Origin of the sequence: Rhizobium bangladeshense (assembly GCF_017357245.1) — a bacterium.
In the GTDB taxonomy this organism is placed as follows: domain Bacteria; phylum Pseudomonadota; class Alphaproteobacteria; order Rhizobiales; family Rhizobiaceae; genus Rhizobium; species Rhizobium bangladeshense.
Map to the genome: position 1 here is coordinate 2,990,732 of NZ_CP071612.1, position 17,350 is coordinate 3,008,081.

Annotated in this window: 16 protein-coding genes; 8 read left to right on the forward strand and 8 right to left on the reverse strand. The window is 59.7% G+C overall.

Going from position 1 to position 17,350, the window contains the following annotated elements:
* Positions 1-55: 55 nt before the first annotated feature.
* From J2J98_RS14575 to J2J98_RS14585, 3 genes are all read right to left on the reverse strand, one after another.
* The gene (locus J2J98_RS14575) at positions 56-1,423 is read right to left on the reverse strand and encodes a glutamine synthetase family protein (protein ID WP_207601432.1); all 1,368 of its coding nucleotides are present in this window, start codon (positions 1,421-1,423) and stop codon (positions 56-58) included.
* A gap of 144 nt (positions 1,424-1,567) precedes the next feature.
* Positions 1,568-3,118: an amino acid permease gene (locus tag J2J98_RS14580; RefSeq protein ID WP_207601433.1), complete on the reverse strand. Its 1,551-nt coding sequence runs from the start codon at positions 3,116-3,118 to the stop codon at positions 1,568-1,570.
* Positions 3,119-3,233: 115 nt separating this feature from the next.
* The gene (locus tag J2J98_RS14585; protein WP_207603136.1) at positions 3,234-4,004 is read right to left on the reverse strand and encodes an N-formylglutamate amidohydrolase; all 771 of its coding nucleotides are present in this window, start codon (positions 4,002-4,004) and stop codon (positions 3,234-3,236) included.
* Between the two features lie 175 nt (positions 4,005-4,179).
* On the opposite strand from J2J98_RS14585, the gene J2J98_RS14590 reads away from it, so the two are divergent.
* The 6 genes from J2J98_RS14590 to J2J98_RS14615 all read left to right on the forward strand — a co-directional run bounded on the left by J2J98_RS14590 (position 4,180) and on the right by J2J98_RS14615 (position 9,666).
* Positions 4,180-5,052 carry a MurR/RpiR family transcriptional regulator gene (locus J2J98_RS14590; protein WP_064705632.1) on the forward strand — a complete coding sequence of 291 codons (873 nt, stop codon included), beginning with the start codon at positions 4,180-4,182 and terminating at the stop codon, positions 5,050-5,052.
* Between the two features lie 185 nt (positions 5,053-5,237).
* A complete protein-coding gene (locus J2J98_RS14595) occupies positions 5,238-6,341 on the forward strand; it encodes an ABC transporter substrate-binding protein (protein ID WP_064705633.1) in 1,104 nt (367 codons plus the stop codon).
* Positions 6,342-6,413: 72 nt separating this feature from the next.
* Complete coding sequence (locus J2J98_RS14600; RefSeq protein WP_064705634.1) at positions 6,414-7,307, forward strand: ABC transporter permease; 894 nt, start codon at positions 6,414-6,416, stop codon at positions 7,305-7,307.
* Positions 7,304-8,092, forward strand: coding sequence for an ABC transporter permease (locus J2J98_RS14605; protein ID WP_064705635.1), 789 nt, complete (start codon positions 7,304-7,306; stop codon positions 8,090-8,092). Before J2J98_RS14600 ends, J2J98_RS14605 begins: the two co-directional genes overlap by 4 nt.
* A 10-nt stretch (positions 8,093-8,102) precedes the next feature.
* Entirely contained in the window at positions 8,103-9,164 is a 1,062-nt protein-coding gene (locus J2J98_RS14610; protein ID WP_064711522.1) for an ABC transporter ATP-binding protein, read from the forward strand.
* Between the two features lie 196 nt (positions 9,165-9,360).
* A complete protein-coding gene (locus tag J2J98_RS14615) occupies positions 9,361-9,666 on the forward strand; it encodes an NIPSNAP family protein (protein WP_207603137.1) in 306 nt (101 codons plus the stop codon).
* A gap of 72 nt (positions 9,667-9,738) precedes the next feature.
* Here the strand turns inward: J2J98_RS14615 and J2J98_RS14620 are convergent, their stop codons facing one another.
* The 5 genes from J2J98_RS14620 to J2J98_RS14640 all read right to left on the reverse strand — a co-directional run bounded on the left by J2J98_RS14620 (position 9,739) and on the right by J2J98_RS14640 (position 15,082).
* Positions 9,739-10,740: an ABC transporter ATP-binding protein gene (locus J2J98_RS14620; RefSeq protein ID WP_064705638.1), complete on the reverse strand. Its 1,002-nt coding sequence runs from the start codon at positions 10,738-10,740 to the stop codon at positions 9,739-9,741.
* 10 nt (positions 10,741-10,750) lie between these two features.
* Positions 10,751-11,812 carry a Gfo/Idh/MocA family protein gene (locus J2J98_RS14625; RefSeq protein ID WP_064711521.1) on the reverse strand — a complete coding sequence of 354 codons (1,062 nt, stop codon included), beginning with the start codon at positions 11,810-11,812 and terminating at the stop codon, positions 10,751-10,753.
* Positions 11,809-12,648 (reverse strand): carbohydrate ABC transporter permease, encoded by an 840-nt coding sequence (locus J2J98_RS14630; RefSeq protein WP_012484543.1) that lies wholly within the window; start codon positions 12,646-12,648, stop codon positions 11,809-11,811. The genes J2J98_RS14625 and J2J98_RS14630 overlap by 4 nt, the downstream gene beginning before the upstream one ends.
* A gap of 9 nt (positions 12,649-12,657) precedes the next feature.
* Positions 12,658-13,605 carry a carbohydrate ABC transporter permease gene (locus J2J98_RS14635; RefSeq protein ID WP_207601434.1) on the reverse strand — a complete coding sequence of 316 codons (948 nt, stop codon included), beginning with the start codon at positions 13,603-13,605 and terminating at the stop codon, positions 12,658-12,660.
* Positions 13,606-13,822: 217 nt separating this feature from the next.
* Complete coding sequence (locus tag J2J98_RS14640; protein ID WP_064705641.1) at positions 13,823-15,082, reverse strand: ABC transporter substrate-binding protein; 1,260 nt, start codon at positions 15,080-15,082, stop codon at positions 13,823-13,825.
* 521 nt (positions 15,083-15,603) lie between these two features.
* Here J2J98_RS14640 and J2J98_RS14645 point away from each other — a divergent pair.
* Both J2J98_RS14645 and J2J98_RS14650 read left to right on the forward strand, forming a co-directional pair.
* Positions 15,604-16,488 carry a glucosamine kinase nucleotide-binding domain-containing protein gene (locus J2J98_RS14645; RefSeq protein ID WP_064705642.1) on the forward strand — a complete coding sequence of 295 codons (885 nt, stop codon included), beginning with the start codon at positions 15,604-15,606 and terminating at the stop codon, positions 16,486-16,488.
* Positions 16,485-17,249, forward strand: coding sequence for a GntR family transcriptional regulator (locus J2J98_RS14650; protein WP_064705643.1), 765 nt, complete (start codon positions 16,485-16,487; stop codon positions 17,247-17,249). Before J2J98_RS14645 ends, J2J98_RS14650 begins: the two co-directional genes overlap by 4 nt.
* The last annotated feature ends 101 nt before the right edge of the window (positions 17,250-17,350 follow it).

The window sequence follows — 17,350 nt, forward strand, 5'->3', positions numbered from 1 at the left end:
TCCCCGTTTCTACGGGGAGAGGGTTAGGGTGAGGGGCAACCCCGCGAAATGCCTATTAAGCTCTTTCGAAACCGCGCGCCACTTCCCAATCGGTGATGCGGCGGTCGTATTCCTCTTGCTCCCATTCGGCAGCGCGGGTGTAGTGGTCGATCACCTCGTCGCCGAAGGCTTTGCGCAGCATCGCCGATTCCGTCATCGCAATCGCCGCCGAACGCAGCGTGCGCGGGATCTCACGAATGTCCTTGCCGCCATAGGCGTCGCCGACGAAGGGAGCCTCGAGCTCCATCTTGTTCTCGATCCCGTCGATACCGGCGGCGAGCAGCGCTGCGAATGCGAGATAGGGATTGAGATCGGAGCCGCCGACGCGGCATTCGATACGGATGCCCTTCGTCTCCTCGCCGCAAAGGCGATAGCCGGCGGTACGGTTGTCCTTGCTCCAGATCGCCTTGGTCGGAGCAAAAGTGCCAGCCATGAAGCGCTTGTAGGAATTGATGTAAGGCGCCAGGAAATAGGTGATCTCGCTCGCATGGGCGAGAAGTCCGGCAACGTAATTGTGCATCAGCGGCGACATGCCGTATTTGCCGGTATGGTCGAAGAATAGCGGCTTTTCCTCAAGGCTCCACAGCGACTGGTGGATATGAGAGGAGCTACCAGCGGCATTGTAGTTCCACTTGGCAAGGAAAGTGATGGCTTTGCCCTTCGACCAAGCGATCTCCTTGCAGCCATTCTTTATGATCGCATGCCGATCGGCCATGGCGAGCGCGTCGGCGTAGCGGACGTTGATCTCCTCCTGTCCGGCCGAGGCCTCGCCCTTGGAGTTTTCGACCGGAATGCCGGCACCCTGCAGGCCGGTGCGGATCGCCCGCATCACCTCTTCCTCCTTGGTGGTCTGGAAGATGTGGTAGTCCTCGTTATAGGCGCTGGCGAGCTTCAGATTGCGGTAGCCCGAAGCATGCGCCGCCTCATAACTCTGGTCGAACAGGAAGAATTCGAGCTCCGAGGCCATATAGGCCTTCATGCCCATGTCTTCGAGACGCTTCACCTGCTTCTTCAGAATCGCGCGTGGCGAATGGGCGACCTCTTCATGGGTGTGATGGTCGAGCACGTCGCAGAGCACGAGCGCGGTACCCTCGAGCCAGGGGATGCGGCGCAGTGTCGAAAGATCCGGCTTCATCGTATAGTCGCCGTATCCCTTCTCCCAGCTCGTCGCCTTGTAGCCGGAGACGGTTTCCATCTCTATGTCAGTCGCCTGCAGGTAGTTGCAGCTGTGCGTTTCCTTCCAGGCGCTTTCGACGAAATATTCAGCCTGGAAGCGCTTGCCCATCAGCCGGCCCTGCATGTCCACCTGGCAGGCGAGAACCGTATCGATGCGCCCTTCGGCAACATCCTTCCTGAGATCGTCGATTGTATAGCTGCTGCTCATGATTGATCCGCCTGAAATAGGGATTGAAAAATCGAGGCAACGAAACTGCATACGCTCGGCCTGGTATCGCGGCCCGATGCCTTTTCGTTGAACCGGTGGCGGGGCCGCAGGATGCGGCCCCGCCAATCGAGGGAAGTTCGTTTCTCAGGCCTCGCCGACAGCCGCCTCGGCGGCCGCGATCTCAGCCTGACGCTTGGCAATGGCGTCGCCGATCGGCGGACCTTTGAAGCGGCGGTTCTCGAATGCAAACCACACGATAGCGGTCAACACTAGGAAACCGACGGTAATTTCAAGCGCCCAGTCGTTCGGCGGCTGAATGCCGATGTAGAAGATCAGCGCCATTGAGAGGATAGCGAGGACGGCAACCACCCTGTACAGCCCCACTCCCATATTCCATGGCCCCATTGTCGGCCATTTCGCCGTTCCGATCGAAACGAGGCCGAGAGCGATGGGCACGACGAAGGACAGGAACAGGAAGATGACCGTGCACGACACCACGATCGAATAGGCCGGCGTCCCGGCAATGGTTATCGCCGAGGTAAACCAGACAAAGAGGACGGCGAGGATGGCGCCCGTCCAAATGGCCGCGACCGGCGTGCGGAAGCTCGGGCTGACCTTGGAGAGGGTCGAGGATGCCGGAAGACCCTTGTCACGCGAGAAAGCGAAGATCATCCGCGAAACCGAGGTGACGGTCGCAAGCCCGCACAGGAACTGAGCGACGAATATCAGCACGTAGAGAATGCTTTTGATCGTCGGGTTCACCTGCGACTCCATCGCCCAGAAGAACACGTTCCAGCCCTGCTTTGCAGCGTCGTCCATGTTCGGGATCATGAGCACGAAAGCACACAACATGAGATAGCCGAAGAGCGCCGACCAGAGGACTGAGGAAACCATGCCACGGGGCACGGAAACGGCGGCCTTCACTGTCTCCTCCGACGTATGCGCCGAGGCGTCGTAGCCGGTGATCGTATAGACTGGCAACAGCAAGCCGAGCAGGAATGCCATGCCGGTGGAGACGGTCACCGGCCAGACCAGCGATGCACCTTCGGTGCCCGTATAGTTGGCGAACGTGAAGAGCCGTGAAATATCCCAACTCGGCGCGGCCGCAAGGCAGACGATCGTCAGGAGGATCGCCGTTGCGAAGATCAGATATCCCGAGAAGTCGGTAAGCTTGGCGGTCAGGCCGATGCCGAAATGGTTGATCCCCGCCTGCAGCGCTGTGATGATCGCCACAAACACGACACGATGAAGAAGCGTGTCCTCAATACCGAATTGCGGCCCGAAGGCACCGAAGAAGAAATAAAAGGTGCCGACATTGATGGCGCCGAGCACGGTGACGAGCCCGAGCAGGTTGAGCCAAGCCGACAGCCAGCCGGTAAAGCGGTTTCCGAGGATTGAGCCCCAGTGATAGAGCCCCCCTGCTGTCGGATAGGCGGAGCCGATCTGCGCGAGGCCTAATGCGAAGATGAACGAAATGAGGCAGCCGAGCGGCCAGCCAATGCCAATCGCCGCTCCGCCAGCTCCGGCTGTTGCCTGCCCGAGCGAATTGATGCCGCCGGAAAGAATGCAGATGATCGAAAACGAGATTGCAAAATTCGAGAACGAGCTCATTCGCCGTTCGAGTTCCTGGGCATAGCCCATGGAATGCAGGATGTGAACATCCTGCTTCTTGTCCAATTCGGTATAATCCGACATGACTTCCCCCTGTTGACGATCGGCCGCGGGATTGCGACCGGTTCATTGCCAATAGTCCGCAGCATTTCGCCTTCGGACGTCCGCAGTTAGACTGCTCCCTCGGGTCTTCTTTTTATCAGGCGTCTAGGCTCTGCTGGAGCAGCCCTTTTATATAATCGGCCACGACCCCTTGGCCGACATCGTCTGCGATGAGGTCATTGCGGACCTCGATCATCACGTTGCGCAAGCCGTTCGAAAGCCCGTGCAGGATCAGCGTGTGGGTCACGCCGTCCTCAGGCCCGTAGGGCTGATTGCGTTCGGTTCTATAAAGCGGCGCTTTGGCCGCAGCATCAAGCATCCGATCGGCGAGCCAGCTATCCTCGTCATGCAATATGCCGAGTTCGACCAGCCGTTCACGCCCGTGATAGACCGGCGTGAAACTGTGCATCGTCACGATGACGCTGTCCTGTCCCTTTGCCCGGCGATCGCGGATCAGCCCGCGAATGGCGTCATGAAAGGGCACGTAGAGCGCGTCTCTGCGCGCAAGACGTTCTTCGAAAGTCAAATCCTTGTTGCCGGGAATGGCATAGATCTCACTTGTTTCAGGCATGGCCCCCGGAGAGCTCGGCGGCCGGTTGCAGTCGTAGATCAGCCGGGAAAACCGCTGGTATACGAGTGTCGCATCGAGGCCTTCTGATATGCCGCGGGCGACCGAGAGAGCGCCGGGATCCCAGGCGATGTGGCTCGACAGCGCTTCTTTGGAAAGGCCGAGATCGCCGAACTTGGCAGGAAGCCTGTTTGATGCATGCTCACAGATGAGCATCACGGGGCTCCGGCCATCAACGCGCTCAATCCCGACGCAATCGCCGTCCGCTTCGCTGAGGATGTTCGGCCGGGCCAGCACCAAAGCCGCCACTCCTATCCCTTAATAAAATCTTTAAGAAAAGAATTCTTCAGCTTTTGCCGGGTGTCAAGCAGTCTCTGAAAATTTCTTTTCATGACAGTAGTTGACATTGATTGTGACAGCGTTGTTAACTTTGCGTGGGAAAGTGGCGCTAGACCATCCCGGGGAGCATAGCTAGGTGACAACTGCGTCGAAGACGGTTTCGGACGTCATACACTCGCATCTGAGCGTGTTGACACGTGCCGAAAAGCAGTTGGCGGAAAGCCTGCTCGACAATTATCCGGTTTCCGGCCTTGGCAGCATCACCACCATCGCGGAGAATGCTGGCGTCTCCACGCCGACTGTCGTGCGGATGGTGCAGAAGCTGGGCTTCAAGGGTTATCCGGATTTTCAGGCGCGCCTGCATCAGGAGGTCGAGGCAACGATCTCCAACCCGATCGCCAAGCATGACCGCTGGGCGCAAAATGCGCCGGGCACCCATATCCTCAACCGCTTTGCCGATGCCATCATGGGCAATCTACGCCAGACGCTGACCGATCTCGACACCGCCACTTTCGACAGCGTCGCCTCGCTGTTGTCCGACCGCAAGCGCGGCCTTTATTTCGTCGGCGGCCGCATAACCGGAGCGCTGGCCGAGTACTTCTTCACTCACATGCAGGTCATCCGGCCGGCAACGACGCTGCTGTCGTCCAATTCCAGCAGTTGGCCGCAATATGCCCTCAACATGAATGCCGGCGACATCCTTATCATCTTCGACATCCGACGTTACGAACAGGAAATGGTGAGCCTTGCCACCGCCGCCCGCAAGCGCGGGGCCGAAATCGTCCTATTCACCGACCAATGGGGCTCGCCTGCCGCCAAACTCGCGCGGCACGCTTTCCGGGTCCGCATCGAAGCGCCTTCGGCCTGGGATTCGTCGGTCGTCACCCTTTTCATCGTCGAGGCTCTGATCGAAGCCGTTCAGAACTCCACCTGGGACGAGACGAAGGAACGCATGAAGACGCTGGAAGGGCTATTCGAGCAGACCAAGCTTTTCCGCAAACTCGGTTAGGGGGCCAAGATTAAGGAGAGGAAAAACAAGCACGGATTGGCGGAAATGAGCAATGCAGTCGCAAATGAAACATCTGCCTCAAGCGCCTGCTATTCCGGCAAAATTAACGTCATCCAGCCGTCACACAAGCTTCATGTAAGCTCATTAACAGCATCGCCAGACACTAAAACCGAAGGAGAACAACAGTGATCTCTAACATTTCTCGACTTCTGTCGCTTTCTACTGCGATGATCGTGGCTTCGACCGCGATTGCCGCCGCAGAACCGAGCGCAGAACTTATCGCCGCCGCCAAGAAGGAAGGCACGTTGACCACCATCGCTCTTCCGCACAGCTGGTGCGGCTATGGCGATGTCATCGCCGGCTTCAAGGCGAAGTACGGTATCGAAGTCAACGAGTTGAATCCGGATGCCAGCTCGGGTGACGAAATCGAAGCCATCAAGGCCAACAAGGGCAACACCGGCCCGCAGGCCCCCGATGTCATCGACGTCGGCCTCTCCTTCGGCCCGTCCGCCAAGAAAGATGGCCTGATCCAGCCTTACAAGGTTTCTACCTGGGATTCGATCCCCGATAGCGCCAAGGATGCCGAAGGCTACTGGTACGGCGACTATTACGGCGTTCTCTCGTTCCTCGTGAACAAGGATCTGGTCAAGGAATCGCCGGCAGATTGGGCCGATCTCAAGAAGAGCGACTATGCGAACAGCGTAGCACTCGCAGGCGATCCGCGCAGCGCCAACCAGGCTGTTCAGGGCGTTTATGCGGCTGGTCTTTCCGCATCCGGCGGTGACGCTGCCAAGGCAGGCGAAGAGGGCCTGAAGTTCTTTGCCGAGCTGAACAAGACCGGCAACTTCGTGCCTGTCGTCGGCAAGGCTGCCCCCTTCGCACAAGGCTCCACGCCGATCATCATCGCCTGGGACTACAATGCGCTTTCCTGGGGTGAAAGCCTGAAGGGCAATCCTCCTTTCGAAGTCGTCGTTCCGAAGACGGGCGTCGTCGCCGGCGTCTACGTGCAGGCCATTTCGGCTTTCGCTCCGCACCCGAACGCCGCCAAGCTCTGGATGGAATATCTCTATTCCGACGAAGGTCAGCTCGGCTGGCTGAAGGGTTATTGCCACCCGATCCGCTTCAACGATCTTGCCAAAAACAACAAGATCCCGAAGGAACTGCTCGACAAGCTGCCGCCGGCAGAGGCCTATGAAAAGGCCGTCTTCCCGACGCTCGAAGAGCAGGCCGCCGGCAAGGAGACCATCACCAAGAACTGGGATAGCGTCGTCGGCGCCAACGTTCAGTAATATTCGATCCAGCCTCCCCGCTCACAAGGCGGGGAGGCTTTCTCTCTCCGACGCCCCAGGATGAGCTTTTCTATGAGTACCGTTTCAACGCCGATGGTGAGCAGCGCTCCCTTGATCAGCAAAGACCGCGTGATCGACTGGCTGGGCATTACACCCTTCATTATTTTTTCGCTGCTGTTCCTGATCATCCCCACGCTCTATCTCGTAGTGGGCGCATTCCTGACGCCGGACGGCAATTTTACGCTGAAGAATATCGGGGATCTCTTTACTCCATCGATCATGAGCGCTTACTGGATCAGTATCCGCGTCTCGGTGGCGTCGGCACTAGGCGGCGCGCTGATCGGTTTCTTCCTTGCCTGGGCTGTCGTGCTCGGCGGCCTGCCCGCCTCGGTGCGTTCTGCGCTTCTCACCTTCTCCGGCGTTGCCTCGAATTTTGCAGGCGTGCCGCTCGCCTTCGCGTTCCTCGCCACGCTTGGCCGCACGGGCCTCGTGACGGTTTTCCTGCGGGAATGGTTCGGCTTCAATCTCTACGGCACAGGCTTCAACCTGCTGTCCTTCTTCGGCCTTACGATCACTTACATGTATTTCCAGATCCCGCTGATGGTGCTGATCCTGACGCCGGCGCTTGATGGCATGAAGAAAGAATGGCGCGAAGCCTCGCAGATCCTCGGCGCTACCAATCGCCAATATTGGACGATGGTTGCCTTGCCGATCCTTTGGCCGAGCCTGCTCGGTACGACGCTGCTGCTCTTCGCCAACGCCTTCGGCGCTATCGCCACCGCCTTTGCGCTGACCGGCAGCTCGCTGAACATCGTACCGATCCTGCTCTACGCGCAGATCCGCGGCGACGTTCTGCACAATCCCAACCTCGGTTACGCCATCGCCCTCGGCATGATCGTCATCACAGGCGTGTCCAACATCCTTTACCTCATGCTGCGCATGCGCGCCGAGAGGTGGCAAAAATGAAAACCCAACGCTTGGGAGCCTGGATCGCCATCATTCTCGGCGCATCCTATTTCATCATCCCGCTGATCGGCACCATCGAGTTTTCGCTGCGCATGCGCCGCGGTGAATACAGCCTGGATGCCTATACATCAGTCTTCTCGGATATTCAGTTCCGCGAAACCTTCGGCTACTCCATGCTCATGGCGCTTCTGACCATCGTCTTCGGCATGCTGCTCGTGGTGCCGACGGCCTATTGGGTGCGGCTGCGCCTGCCGCAGATGCGTCCAGTCGTCGAATTCATCACGCTGATGCCGCTCGTCATTCCGGCAATCGTCATCGTCTTCGGCTACCTCAGAATGTATAATTCCTCGTCCTATCTGCCGCTGACGGGTTCGACGACCGGGACCAACGCCCTGCTGGTCTTCTCCTACATCACGCTGTCACTGCCCTATATGTACCGCGCCGTCGATACCGCCATGCGCGCCATCGATGTTCGCACACTGACGGAGGCGGCCGAAAGCCTCGGCGCCCGCTGGACGACCATCATGTTCCGCTGCATCTTCCCGAACGTGATGAGCGGTGTGCTGTCAGGCGCCTTCATTACGCTCGCGATCGTAATGGGCGAATTCACCTTCGCCGCCCTGCTCAACCGCCCGGCCTTCGGCCCGTATTTGCAGCTCGTCGGCGCGAACAAGGCTTACGAGCCTTCGGCGCTCGCGGTCATTGCTTTCTCGATCACTTGGCTCAGCATGGGCCTGCTCAACCTCGTTTCCCGCTTCGGCAAAGCTCGCCCGGCAAAGGCTTAAGGTAACCGGCATGTCCTTTCTCACACTGAACAACATTCAGAAATCCTTCGGCCCGGTTCAGGTCGTCAAGAACTTCAACATGAACATCGAGAAGGGCGAATTCATCTCCTTCCTCGGACCGTCCGGCTGCGGCAAGACGACCGTCCTGCGCATGATCGCTGGCTTCGAAACCCCGACCGGCGGCACGCTGACGATCAACGGCAAGGACCAGAGCGCGCTGAAGCCGAACCAGCGCAATATCGGCATGGTCTTCCAAGCTTATGCTCTCTTCCCTAACATGTCCGTGCGCGACAATGTCGCCTTCGGCCTCAAGGTCGCCGGCGCGCCGAAGCCCGAAATCGACGCCCGCGTCAAGGAAATGCTAGGCCTGATCAAGCTCGATCATCTGGCCGACCGATACCCCTATCAGTTGTCGGGCGGCCAGCAGCAGCGCGTCGCGCTTGCCCGTGCGCTCGCCGTAAAACCGCAGGTGCTCTTGCTCGATGAACCGCTCTCTGCGCTCGATGCCAAGATCCGCGTGTCGTTGCGCGAGGAAATCCGCCAGATCCAACAACAGCTCGGCATCACCACGGTTTTCGTCACCCACGATCAGGAAGAAGCCCTGTCGATCTCCGATCGCATTGTCGTCATGAACGCCGGCAAGGCGGATCAGATCGGCTCGCCCTTCGAGATCTACAACAAACCGGCCACGCGCTTCGTCGCCTCCTTCGTCGGCACGCTGAACCTGATCGAAGCCAAGGTCATCGATCCCGACATCAACCTCATCCAGATCGGCGATCAGAAGATCACACTGAAGCAGTCGGTCGCAGCCCACAAGGCCGGAGAAACCATCTCGCTGGCGCTGCGCCCGGAAGCAGGCTCTCTCTCCGACACCGCCAGAAGCGACACCGCCTTGACTGGTCAGGTCGTGTCCGCCCACTTCCTCGGCTCGGTCATCCGCACCCGCATGAATGTTGGCGGCAACGTCATCTCCTTCGACATGTTCAACAGCCCCGGCGTCACCCCGCCGCAGGCCGGAGAAACCGTGACGCTCCGTTTCATGGCAGCCGACCTGCTGATCATCCGCGATTGAACCGCTAGCGTGATCTTGCAGGAAGGCGCCGCCGTCGCGGCGCCATTTTCACTTCAGGCCGACCGACCTGTCAGAAAACGTGATGCAGCCATCACCACAAAGCACTTGAGCTTTCCGAGGTTCAGTGCCGGAACTTGTGCACAGCCGAACCAGCCCGGCAGCCCTCCGCCAGGCATCTACGCAATGGGGTATTTCAATGATTACCTGCCACCTACGCTATGTGATCGATCCGTACAAGCTCGCGGAATTCGAGGAATATGCTCGTCTCTGGATTCCGATCGTCAACAGGATGGGTGGTACCCATCATGGTTATTTTCTGCCGTCAGAGGGTGCCAACAACATTGCCGTTGCGTTGTTTTCCTTCCCAAGCTTTGCCGCTTACGAAGACTATCGCACGAGCATGGCCAGCGATCCGGAATGTGAGGCCGCTTTCGAACTCGACAAACGCAACCGCAGTATCATCAGCTATGAACGGAGCTTCATGCGGCCCGTGCTCGGTTGATTAAACCGCATACGACAGGAATGATAAGCCGCGCCAGGCCGGCTGGCGGGGCTCATCCCTCTGCCCATGCGTTCATCGGATCGCCTCGTCATCCACATCGAAGCGATGTACGTGCGCTTGGTCCGGCGTTGCATGGACGATCTCGTCCGGCTCGTATTGATGCTCGCCAAACAAACGCGCCGTCAGCAGACCGCACTGCTCGGATTCGAGATAGATGATCGTGTCGGCGCCGAGATGCTCGACATGCACGACCTTCGCGGCCCAGGTTCCCTGCTCGCGCGACAGCGTCATGTGTTCGGGACGCACGCCGATGGTCTTGGCACCGTGATCGCCGACTTTCTCTCCTGCGATGAAATTCATCTGCGGCGAGCCGATGAAGCCGGCGACGAAGACATTGGCCGGGCGATTGTAGAGTTCCATCGGCGAACCGATCTGCTCGATAGTGCCGGCATTCAGCACCACGATCTTGTCGGCCAGCGTCATCGCCTCGACCTGGTCGTGGGTGACATAGATCATCGTCGCCTTCAGGCTGCGGTGCAGCCGGGCGATTTCGAGCCGGGTCTGGACACGCAGCGCCGCATCGAGGTTCGACAGCGGCTCGTCGAACAGGAAGAGTTCCGGTTCGCGCACGATCGCGCGGCCGATGGCGACGCGCTGACGCTGACCGCCGGAAAGCTCGGCCGGCCGCCTAGCGAGATAGGGCGCAAGCGACAACATGCCGGACGCCTTGCCGACGCGCTTGTCGATCTCGTTCTTGGGCGTTCCCGCCTGCTTGAGGCCTAGCCCCATATTGTCCTTGACCGTCAGGTGCGGATAGAGCGCATAGGACTGGAACACCATCGCGATACCACGCTTGGCCGGCGGCGTCAGCGTCTCGTCGCGGCCATTGATGACGACGGCGCCGGAGGTGACATCCTCCAGGCCTGCAATGCTGCGCAAGAGTGTCGATTTCCCGCAGCCGGACGGCCCCACGAAGATGACGAACTCGCCGTCCTCGACTTCAAGGTCGATGCCTTTCAGCACCTCATGCGTACCATAGGTCTTGCGGATGGATTTGAGTTGAAGTGATCCCACTGTCTTTCCCTTACAATCTGACCGGCTGGCCGGTGCGCACGCTCTCATCGGCGGCAAGGCAGATGCGCAGCGACGCCACCGCATCCGCCATATGGCGGTCGAGGTTGAGATCCTCGCGGATCGCCCTCAGCATGAAGGCCTGTTCCAGGTCGCAAAGCGCCTGATGGCCGGGCTCGCCCGTCATCCTCATATCCTGGTCGGGCCGGATGAATTTGCCGTCGGGACCGGTTTCGGCCGTGTGCAGACGGATCACCGAGGTCTTGGTATGCGTGTCGATATCGTCGGACTTGGCGTTCGGATCCATGACGATCGACACCGCGCCCTTCGGCGACATCACATCCTTCACGAAAAAGGCGGTCTCCGAGATCATCGGCCCCCAGCCGGCCTCATACCAGCCGACCGAGCCGTCCTCGAACAGCACCTGCAGGTGGCCGTAATTATACATGTCGGCGGCGATCTCGTCGGAGAGCCGCAGTCCCATGCCGCGCACCTCGACGGCTCTCGCATCGGTGATCTGGCACATGACGTCGACATAATGAACGCCGCAATCGACGATCGGCGAGGTCGTGCGCATCAACGACCTATGCGTCGCCCAGGTCGGGCCACTGGACTGCTGGTTCAGGTTCATGCGGAAGACGTAAGGTGGGCCAAGCTTGCGCGCCTCCTCGATCAGCTTCACCCAGGATGGGTGATGGCGAAGGATGTAACCGATCACCAGCTTTTTTCCGGCAGTCTTTGCTGCGGCCACGACCCGCTCAGCATCGGCGACAGTGGTCGCCAGCGGCTTCTCCACGAAGACATGGCAGCCGGCCTCGAAGGCGGCGACCGCGTAATCGGCATGGCTGTCGGAATAGGTGTTGATCGAACACAGGTCCGGCTTCAGCTCCGCAAGCGCCGTGGCGAAGTCCGGGTAAATAGTATAGCCCTGCAGTTCCGGCTCCAGCACCGGCGTCGAGCGATTGACGAGCCCGACGATCTCGAAGCCTGAATTGTTATGATAGGCGAGCGCATGGCTGCGGCCCATATTGCCGAGGCCGGCGACGAGGACGCGGATCAGTTTCTCCTGGCTCACTTGACCGCTCCCGAGGTGATGCCGCGGATCAGTTGCCGCGAGAAGATGACGTAGAGGATCAGAATCGGCAGGATCGCGAGGGACAGGGCCGCGAGCACCGCATTCCAATTGGTGACGAACTGGCCGATGAATATCTGCGAACCGAGCGTCACCGTTTTGGTAGCTTCGGCCGGCGCCAGGATCAACGGAAACCAGAGATCGTTCCAGATCGGGATCATCGTGAAGACGGCGACAGTCGCCATGGCCGGACGCACCAGCGGCAGCACCAGGCGAAAGAAAATCGCGTATTCGGAAAGCCCGTCGATACGCCCGGCATTCTTCAGATCGTCAGAAACCGTGCGCATGAATTCCGACAAGATGAAGATGGCGAGCGGTATGCCCTGCGCGGTGTAGACGAGGATCAGCGCCGTCAGCGTATTGACGAGGCCGGCCGCCACCATGCCCTGCAGGATCGCCACCGTGCCGAGACGGATCGGGATCATGATGCCGATCGCCATATAGAGCCCGAGCAGCATATTGCCGCGGAAGCGGTATTCCGACAGAGCGAAGGCCGCCATGGCGCCGAACAGCAGCACGAGCAGGATCGAGACGATCGTGACGATGAAACTGTTCTGGAAATAGGTTGCGAAATCGCCCTGCCCGAGCACCGTCTGATATCCGACGAGGCTGAAGGTCGACGGCGTCGGGATCATCAGCGGCTCGCGGAAGATCGAGGCGCGATCTTTGAACGAGTTGACGATGGTCAGGAACACAGGGAACAGCGCGACCAGCGTATAGGCGGAGAGCGCCAGATGCACGAGGCCGGTGCGGATTGGAGATGTGCGTGCCTTGGACATGCGCGCTCCTCAGAACTGGTAGCGACGCATGCGCCGCTGGATGACGAAAAGATAAAGCGAGACGCCGGCGAGGATGATCAGGAACATCACGGTAGCGATCGTAGCACCCATCGAGCGGTCGCCGAGCTGCAGTTGGAAACCGAAGAAGGTGCGGTAGAGCAGTGTGCCGAGAATGTCGGTCGACATATCGGGGCCGGCAAGCGCGCCCTGCACGGTGTAGATCAGATCGAAGGCGTTGAAATTGCCGACGAAGGTCAGGATCGAGATGATGCCGATCGCCGGCAGAATGAGCGGCAGCTTGATCTTCCAGAACTGCGCCCAGCCGGTGATGCCGTCGCATTCGGCCGCCTCGATCACCTCTTCGGGGATGCTGAGGAGCGCTGCATAGATCAGCATCATCGGAATGCCGATGTATTGCCAGTTGGAGATCAGCGACACTGCGATCAGCGCCGAACCTGGCTTGCCGAGCCAAGGCGCGAACAGGAACTTCAAGCCGATGAGATCGAGCATCCAGGGCGCGACACCCCAGATCGGCGAAAGGATCAGCTTCCAGATGAAGCCGACGATGACGAAGGAAAGCAGCGTCGGCAGGAATATCGCCGTGCGGTAGAAGGCCACACCCCGCAATTTCGGCACGGAAAGCAGCGCGGCGAGCGCAATGCCGATCGGGTTCTGCACGCACATGTGGATGGCGAAGAACATCACGTTGTTGACGAGGGCGTTCCAGAAATCATGCGCCCAGCGCGGATCGCCGAAAAGCACCTTGAAATTCGCAAGCCCGACGAAGGCCGGCTGCCCGTCTACCGTATTATAGAGCGAAAGCCTGAGCGTTTCGATCAGCGGCAGCACCATGACGGCGGAATAGACGATCACCGCAGGCAGCATGAAGACGAAGATGTGCCAGCGCACCGGGCGTTTGATCGGGACGATATCGGCCGCGTTGTCGGTTCCGCTCATGGCTTTGCCTGTTCTTGTCGCCTGGCCGCAATCTTGCGGGCGCAGATGGAAAATGTTGCGCCTCACCCGAACTCTCTGCCGCCTGGCAAGAGAGGGAACGCCCTGCTGGAATGCTATTACGGGCTGGGAGGTCGCTGCGAGTCTCCTTCTCCCCGCAAGCAGGGAGAAGGTGGCCGGCAGGCCGGATGAGGGGCTGCAAACGCCGCCCCTGATCACATCACTTGGCCGGCTTGTACCAGCTGTCGAGGCCCTTCTGCAGCTTCTCGGCAGCGACCTGTGGCGTATCCGTGCCGTTGATCACGTTGGCCGATTCCACCCAGGTCTCGTTTTCGAGGTTCGGCGTGCCGCGCGACAGGATCTGGTAGGTCGAACGCACGGTCGACTTGTAAGGGCCGCGCCAGGAGACGAACTCCTGAGCGAGCGGATCGGACATCTTCACCGGGTTGGAGTTCAGGCTGAAGAAGCCCGGCAGCGCGTTCGCATAAATATCGGCGAATTCGGGCGAAGCCACCCAGCTCAGAAACTTTTTGGCTTCCTCGGGATGCGTGCTCTTCGCGTTCAAGGCGACGCCGATGTCAGGATGGTCGGAAATGTACCCCTGATCGCCGGCTTTCGGAACCGGCGGCGGGAAGGCGCCCATCTTGAACTGCGCCTGCGTGTTGAAGAGCGCGATCTCCCAGGAGCCGGCCGGATAGATCGCGGCGCGGCCGAGCGTGAAGAGGTTCTGGCTGTCCGAATAGGTCTGGGCTTCGAAACCGTCGCCGAGATAGGGTTTCCACTTGGCAAGCTCTTCATAGGGCTTGACCCATTCGGGATCGGTCAGCTTCTGCTTGCCTGAAATCAGGGCTTCGCGCCCCTCTTCACCCTTCCAGTAATTCGGCCCGATATTCTGGTAGCCCATGGTTGCGGCTTCCCAGAGGTCCTTCGTGCCCATGGCAAGCGGGATATAGGTGCCATCAGCCTTGATCTTGTCGAGCGCAGCATAGAATTCGTCCTGCGTCTTCGGCACGGAGATGCCGAGCTTGTCGAAGGCATCCTTGTTGTAGATGAAACCGTGAATGACCGAGGCCATCGGCACGCAGAAGGTCGACTTTCCGTCGTCGGTCGTCCAGGCGGCCTTCGCGACCGGCGAGAAATTCTCCATGCCCGGCAGGCTGGTGATGTCGACGAGCTGCTTTTTGTTGAAGAGTTCGAGCGAGGCGTCGAACGGACGGCAAGTGATGATGTCGCCTGCGGAGCCCGCGTCGAGCTTGGCGTTCAGCGAAGCGTTGTATTCGGTAGGCGCGGTCGGCGAGAAGACGATCTTGATGCCCGGGTTCTTGGCTTCGAAAGCCGGAATGATCTTCTCCTGCCAGATCTGCAGGTCATCGTTACGCCAGCTTTCGATCGTCAGCGTGACGTCGGCGGCATGGACGAGACCTGCCGAGCTCAGCAGGCTTGAGGCAAGCAGCAGACTTTTCAGAGCAGTGTTTTTCATTTCCCTCTCCTGTTTTTAGCACCGGAAGGCGCCGTTTTGATCTGAAACAAGCAATTGGCGCGTCTGAGGAAACACCCAATGCCCCTTGGAGGGCCGCCAGCGACTGCCGGCCCCGAAAGCTCGACGGACCGAAAGCGGGATCGCCTGCGGTCTGACTGCGCCCCTGGCGTGCTGGCCGGGCGCGGCGAATGAAGTGGGAAAGCCGATAGACCCCTGAATTCGCCATCGGCTTGGCAAGCCGACACGCCATTCCTTGATCATCCTCGAAGCGGCCCGGCTTAGCTTTACTGCCGGTTTTCGCGGGCTTCGAACTGCTGTTCCCTTTTACCGAATTAAGTCCAAAAAAATACCAATTGTCTAGCCGAATTTTAACCTTTTGGCTTTCAAAAACTCATTTAAAAATTTTATTCAATAAAATCAGCAGATTAAAAAGATCGGTTTATGCCGTCATTCCTACTTGGTAAATGGTATTTTTTTGGTATTGTAAGAAAAACCAAGGGGAACGGCGTATCGGAGGCACGATGACGGAGCTTGCAATCGGCATAGACGGCGGCGGAACGAGCTGCCGGGCAGCAGTCGCGGATAAAGACGGCAACATTCTCGGCCGCGGCAAGGCAGGTCCTGCCAACATCCTGTCCGACTTGGAGAACGCTCTTGTCAACATCGTCGAATCCGCCCGGCAAGCGCTCAGCGACGCCGGTCTCGACGCCGAAGTGGTGACCTCCGTCGTATCGGTCGTCGGCGTCGCGGGCGCCAATGTCATGGACTACGGCCAACGAATCGAAAGAGCCCTGCCCTTTGCCGAAGGCCGTGTCGTCACCGATGCCCTGATCTCCCTGCAGGGCGCGCTCGGCGATGCCGACGGCATCGTTGGCGCCTTCGGCACCGGCTCGGTTTATAATGCGCGTAGGGGCGGCAGTATGAACGGCATCGGCGGCTGGGGCTTCATCGTCGGCGACCAGGCAAGCGGCGCCCGCCTGGGCCGCGACCTCATGGAACGGTCGCTGCTCGCCCATGACAGAGTGCGCCCGGCATCGCCGGTCACAGAAGCGGTCATGGCCGAATACGGGGACGATCCGGAGCGGATCGTCAACTTCGCCCATACGGCACGGCCGACGGATTTCGCCCGTTACGCGCCTATGGTCTTCAGACATGCTGCCGAGGGCGATGCCGTTGCGGTCGACATCGTCAGGAATGCCGCAACGGCGATCGGCGAAAGCCTCGATGCTCTCCTCTGGCCGGAATGCCCGTCCATCTGCCTGCTCGGCGGCCTTGCGGAAGCTTATGAGCCCTGGCTTTCGGAACGCTACAAGCCGCTGCTCGCCAAGCCGAAGAACGATGCGTTGCAGGGCGCGGTGGAACTTGCTGTCAAGCTCCTGAATGATCAGCAGAGCGGTGCGGCATGACCGACGACCTCGCCACCCTCCTGTCCCTGCAGCGCCTGCAGGCGGCCGGCACAGGCCCCCTCTATGTGAAGCTGCGCCGCACACTCGAAGAAGCCGTGCGCACCGGCACGCTCGGCCACGGCGATGCGCTGCCGCCAGAGCGCGACATCGCCGAATTTGCCGCCGTCAGCCGCGTCACCGTCCGCAAGGCGATCGACGAGCTCGTCGCCGACGGTCTGCTGGTGCGTCGCCACGGCTCCGGCACCTTTGTCGCCAAGCCGGTCTCCAAAGTCGAGCAGCGGCTGTCGCAGCTCACCTCCTTCACCGAGGATATGGCGCGCCGAGGCATGTCCTCCCGCTCCGAATGGCTGCACAAGGGCATTCACACCCCCTCACCCGACGAAATGATGATCCTCGGCCTCGCCGCCGACGTAAAGGTTTCGCGCCTCTCGCGCCTGCGTATCGCCGACGACCAGCCACTAGCGATCGAGAACGCCAGCGTCTCCGGCGAATTCCTGCCGGATCCCTCCATCGTCACCACTTCGCTCTACGCCGAACTCGAACGCCGCCAGGTTCGTCCGGTGCGCGCCGTTCAGCGTATCTCCGCAACCAATATGAAAGAAGCCGACGCCCAGCTTCTCGGCGTCCCCTTGGGCGCGGCCGGCCTGTCGATCGAGCGTATCTCCTATCTCGGCTCCGGCCGCGCCGTGGAATTCACCCGCTCGCTCTATCGCGGTGACGCTTATGATTTTGTCGCGGAACTGACGATCGGGGCGGCGTAGGCCCAGCGCATAAAATATAGCAATATCAAAAACATGAAGCCGGAAAGTGAATCTCTTTCCGGCTTCAATGTCTCTTGATTCGTTGCATTAAGGACGACAGC

What these genes read in the sequence shown, in the direction of transcription:
- J2J98_RS14635 (WP_207601434.1), bottom strand. Translation starts at nt 13,605, where the DNA reads ATGAGCGGAACCGACAACGCGGCCGATATCGTCCCGATCAAACGCCCG.
- J2J98_RS14605 (WP_064705635.1), top strand. Translation starts at nt 7,304, where the DNA reads ATGAAAACCCAACGCTTGGGAGCCTGGATCGCCATCATTCTCGGCGCA.
- J2J98_RS14640 (WP_064705641.1), bottom strand. Translation starts at nt 15,082, where the DNA reads ATGAAAAACACTGCTCTGAAAAGTCTGCTGCTTGCCTCAAGCCTGCTG.
- J2J98_RS14650 (WP_064705643.1), top strand. Translation starts at nt 16,485, where the DNA reads ATGACCGACGACCTCGCCACCCTCCTGTCCCTGCAGCGCCTGCAGGCG.
- J2J98_RS14645 (WP_064705642.1), top strand. Translation starts at nt 15,604, where the DNA reads ATGACGGAGCTTGCAATCGGCATAGACGGCGGCGGAACGAGCTGCCGG.
- J2J98_RS14630 (WP_012484543.1), bottom strand. Translation starts at nt 12,648, where the DNA reads ATGTCCAAGGCACGCACATCTCCAATCCGCACCGGCCTCGTGCATCTG.
- J2J98_RS14580 (WP_207601433.1), bottom strand. Translation starts at nt 3,118, where the DNA reads ATGTCGGATTATACCGAATTGGACAAGAAGCAGGATGTTCACATCCTG.
- J2J98_RS14610 (WP_064711522.1), top strand. Translation starts at nt 8,103, where the DNA reads ATGTCCTTTCTCACACTGAACAACATTCAGAAATCCTTCGGCCCGGTT.
- J2J98_RS14575 (WP_207601432.1), bottom strand. Translation starts at nt 1,423, where the DNA reads ATGAGCAGCAGCTATACAATCGACGATCTCAGGAAGGATGTTGCCGAA.
- J2J98_RS14615 (WP_207603137.1), top strand. Translation starts at nt 9,361, where the DNA reads ATGATTACCTGCCACCTACGCTATGTGATCGATCCGTACAAGCTCGCG.
- J2J98_RS14600 (WP_064705634.1), top strand. Translation starts at nt 6,414, where the DNA reads ATGAGTACCGTTTCAACGCCGATGGTGAGCAGCGCTCCCTTGATCAGC.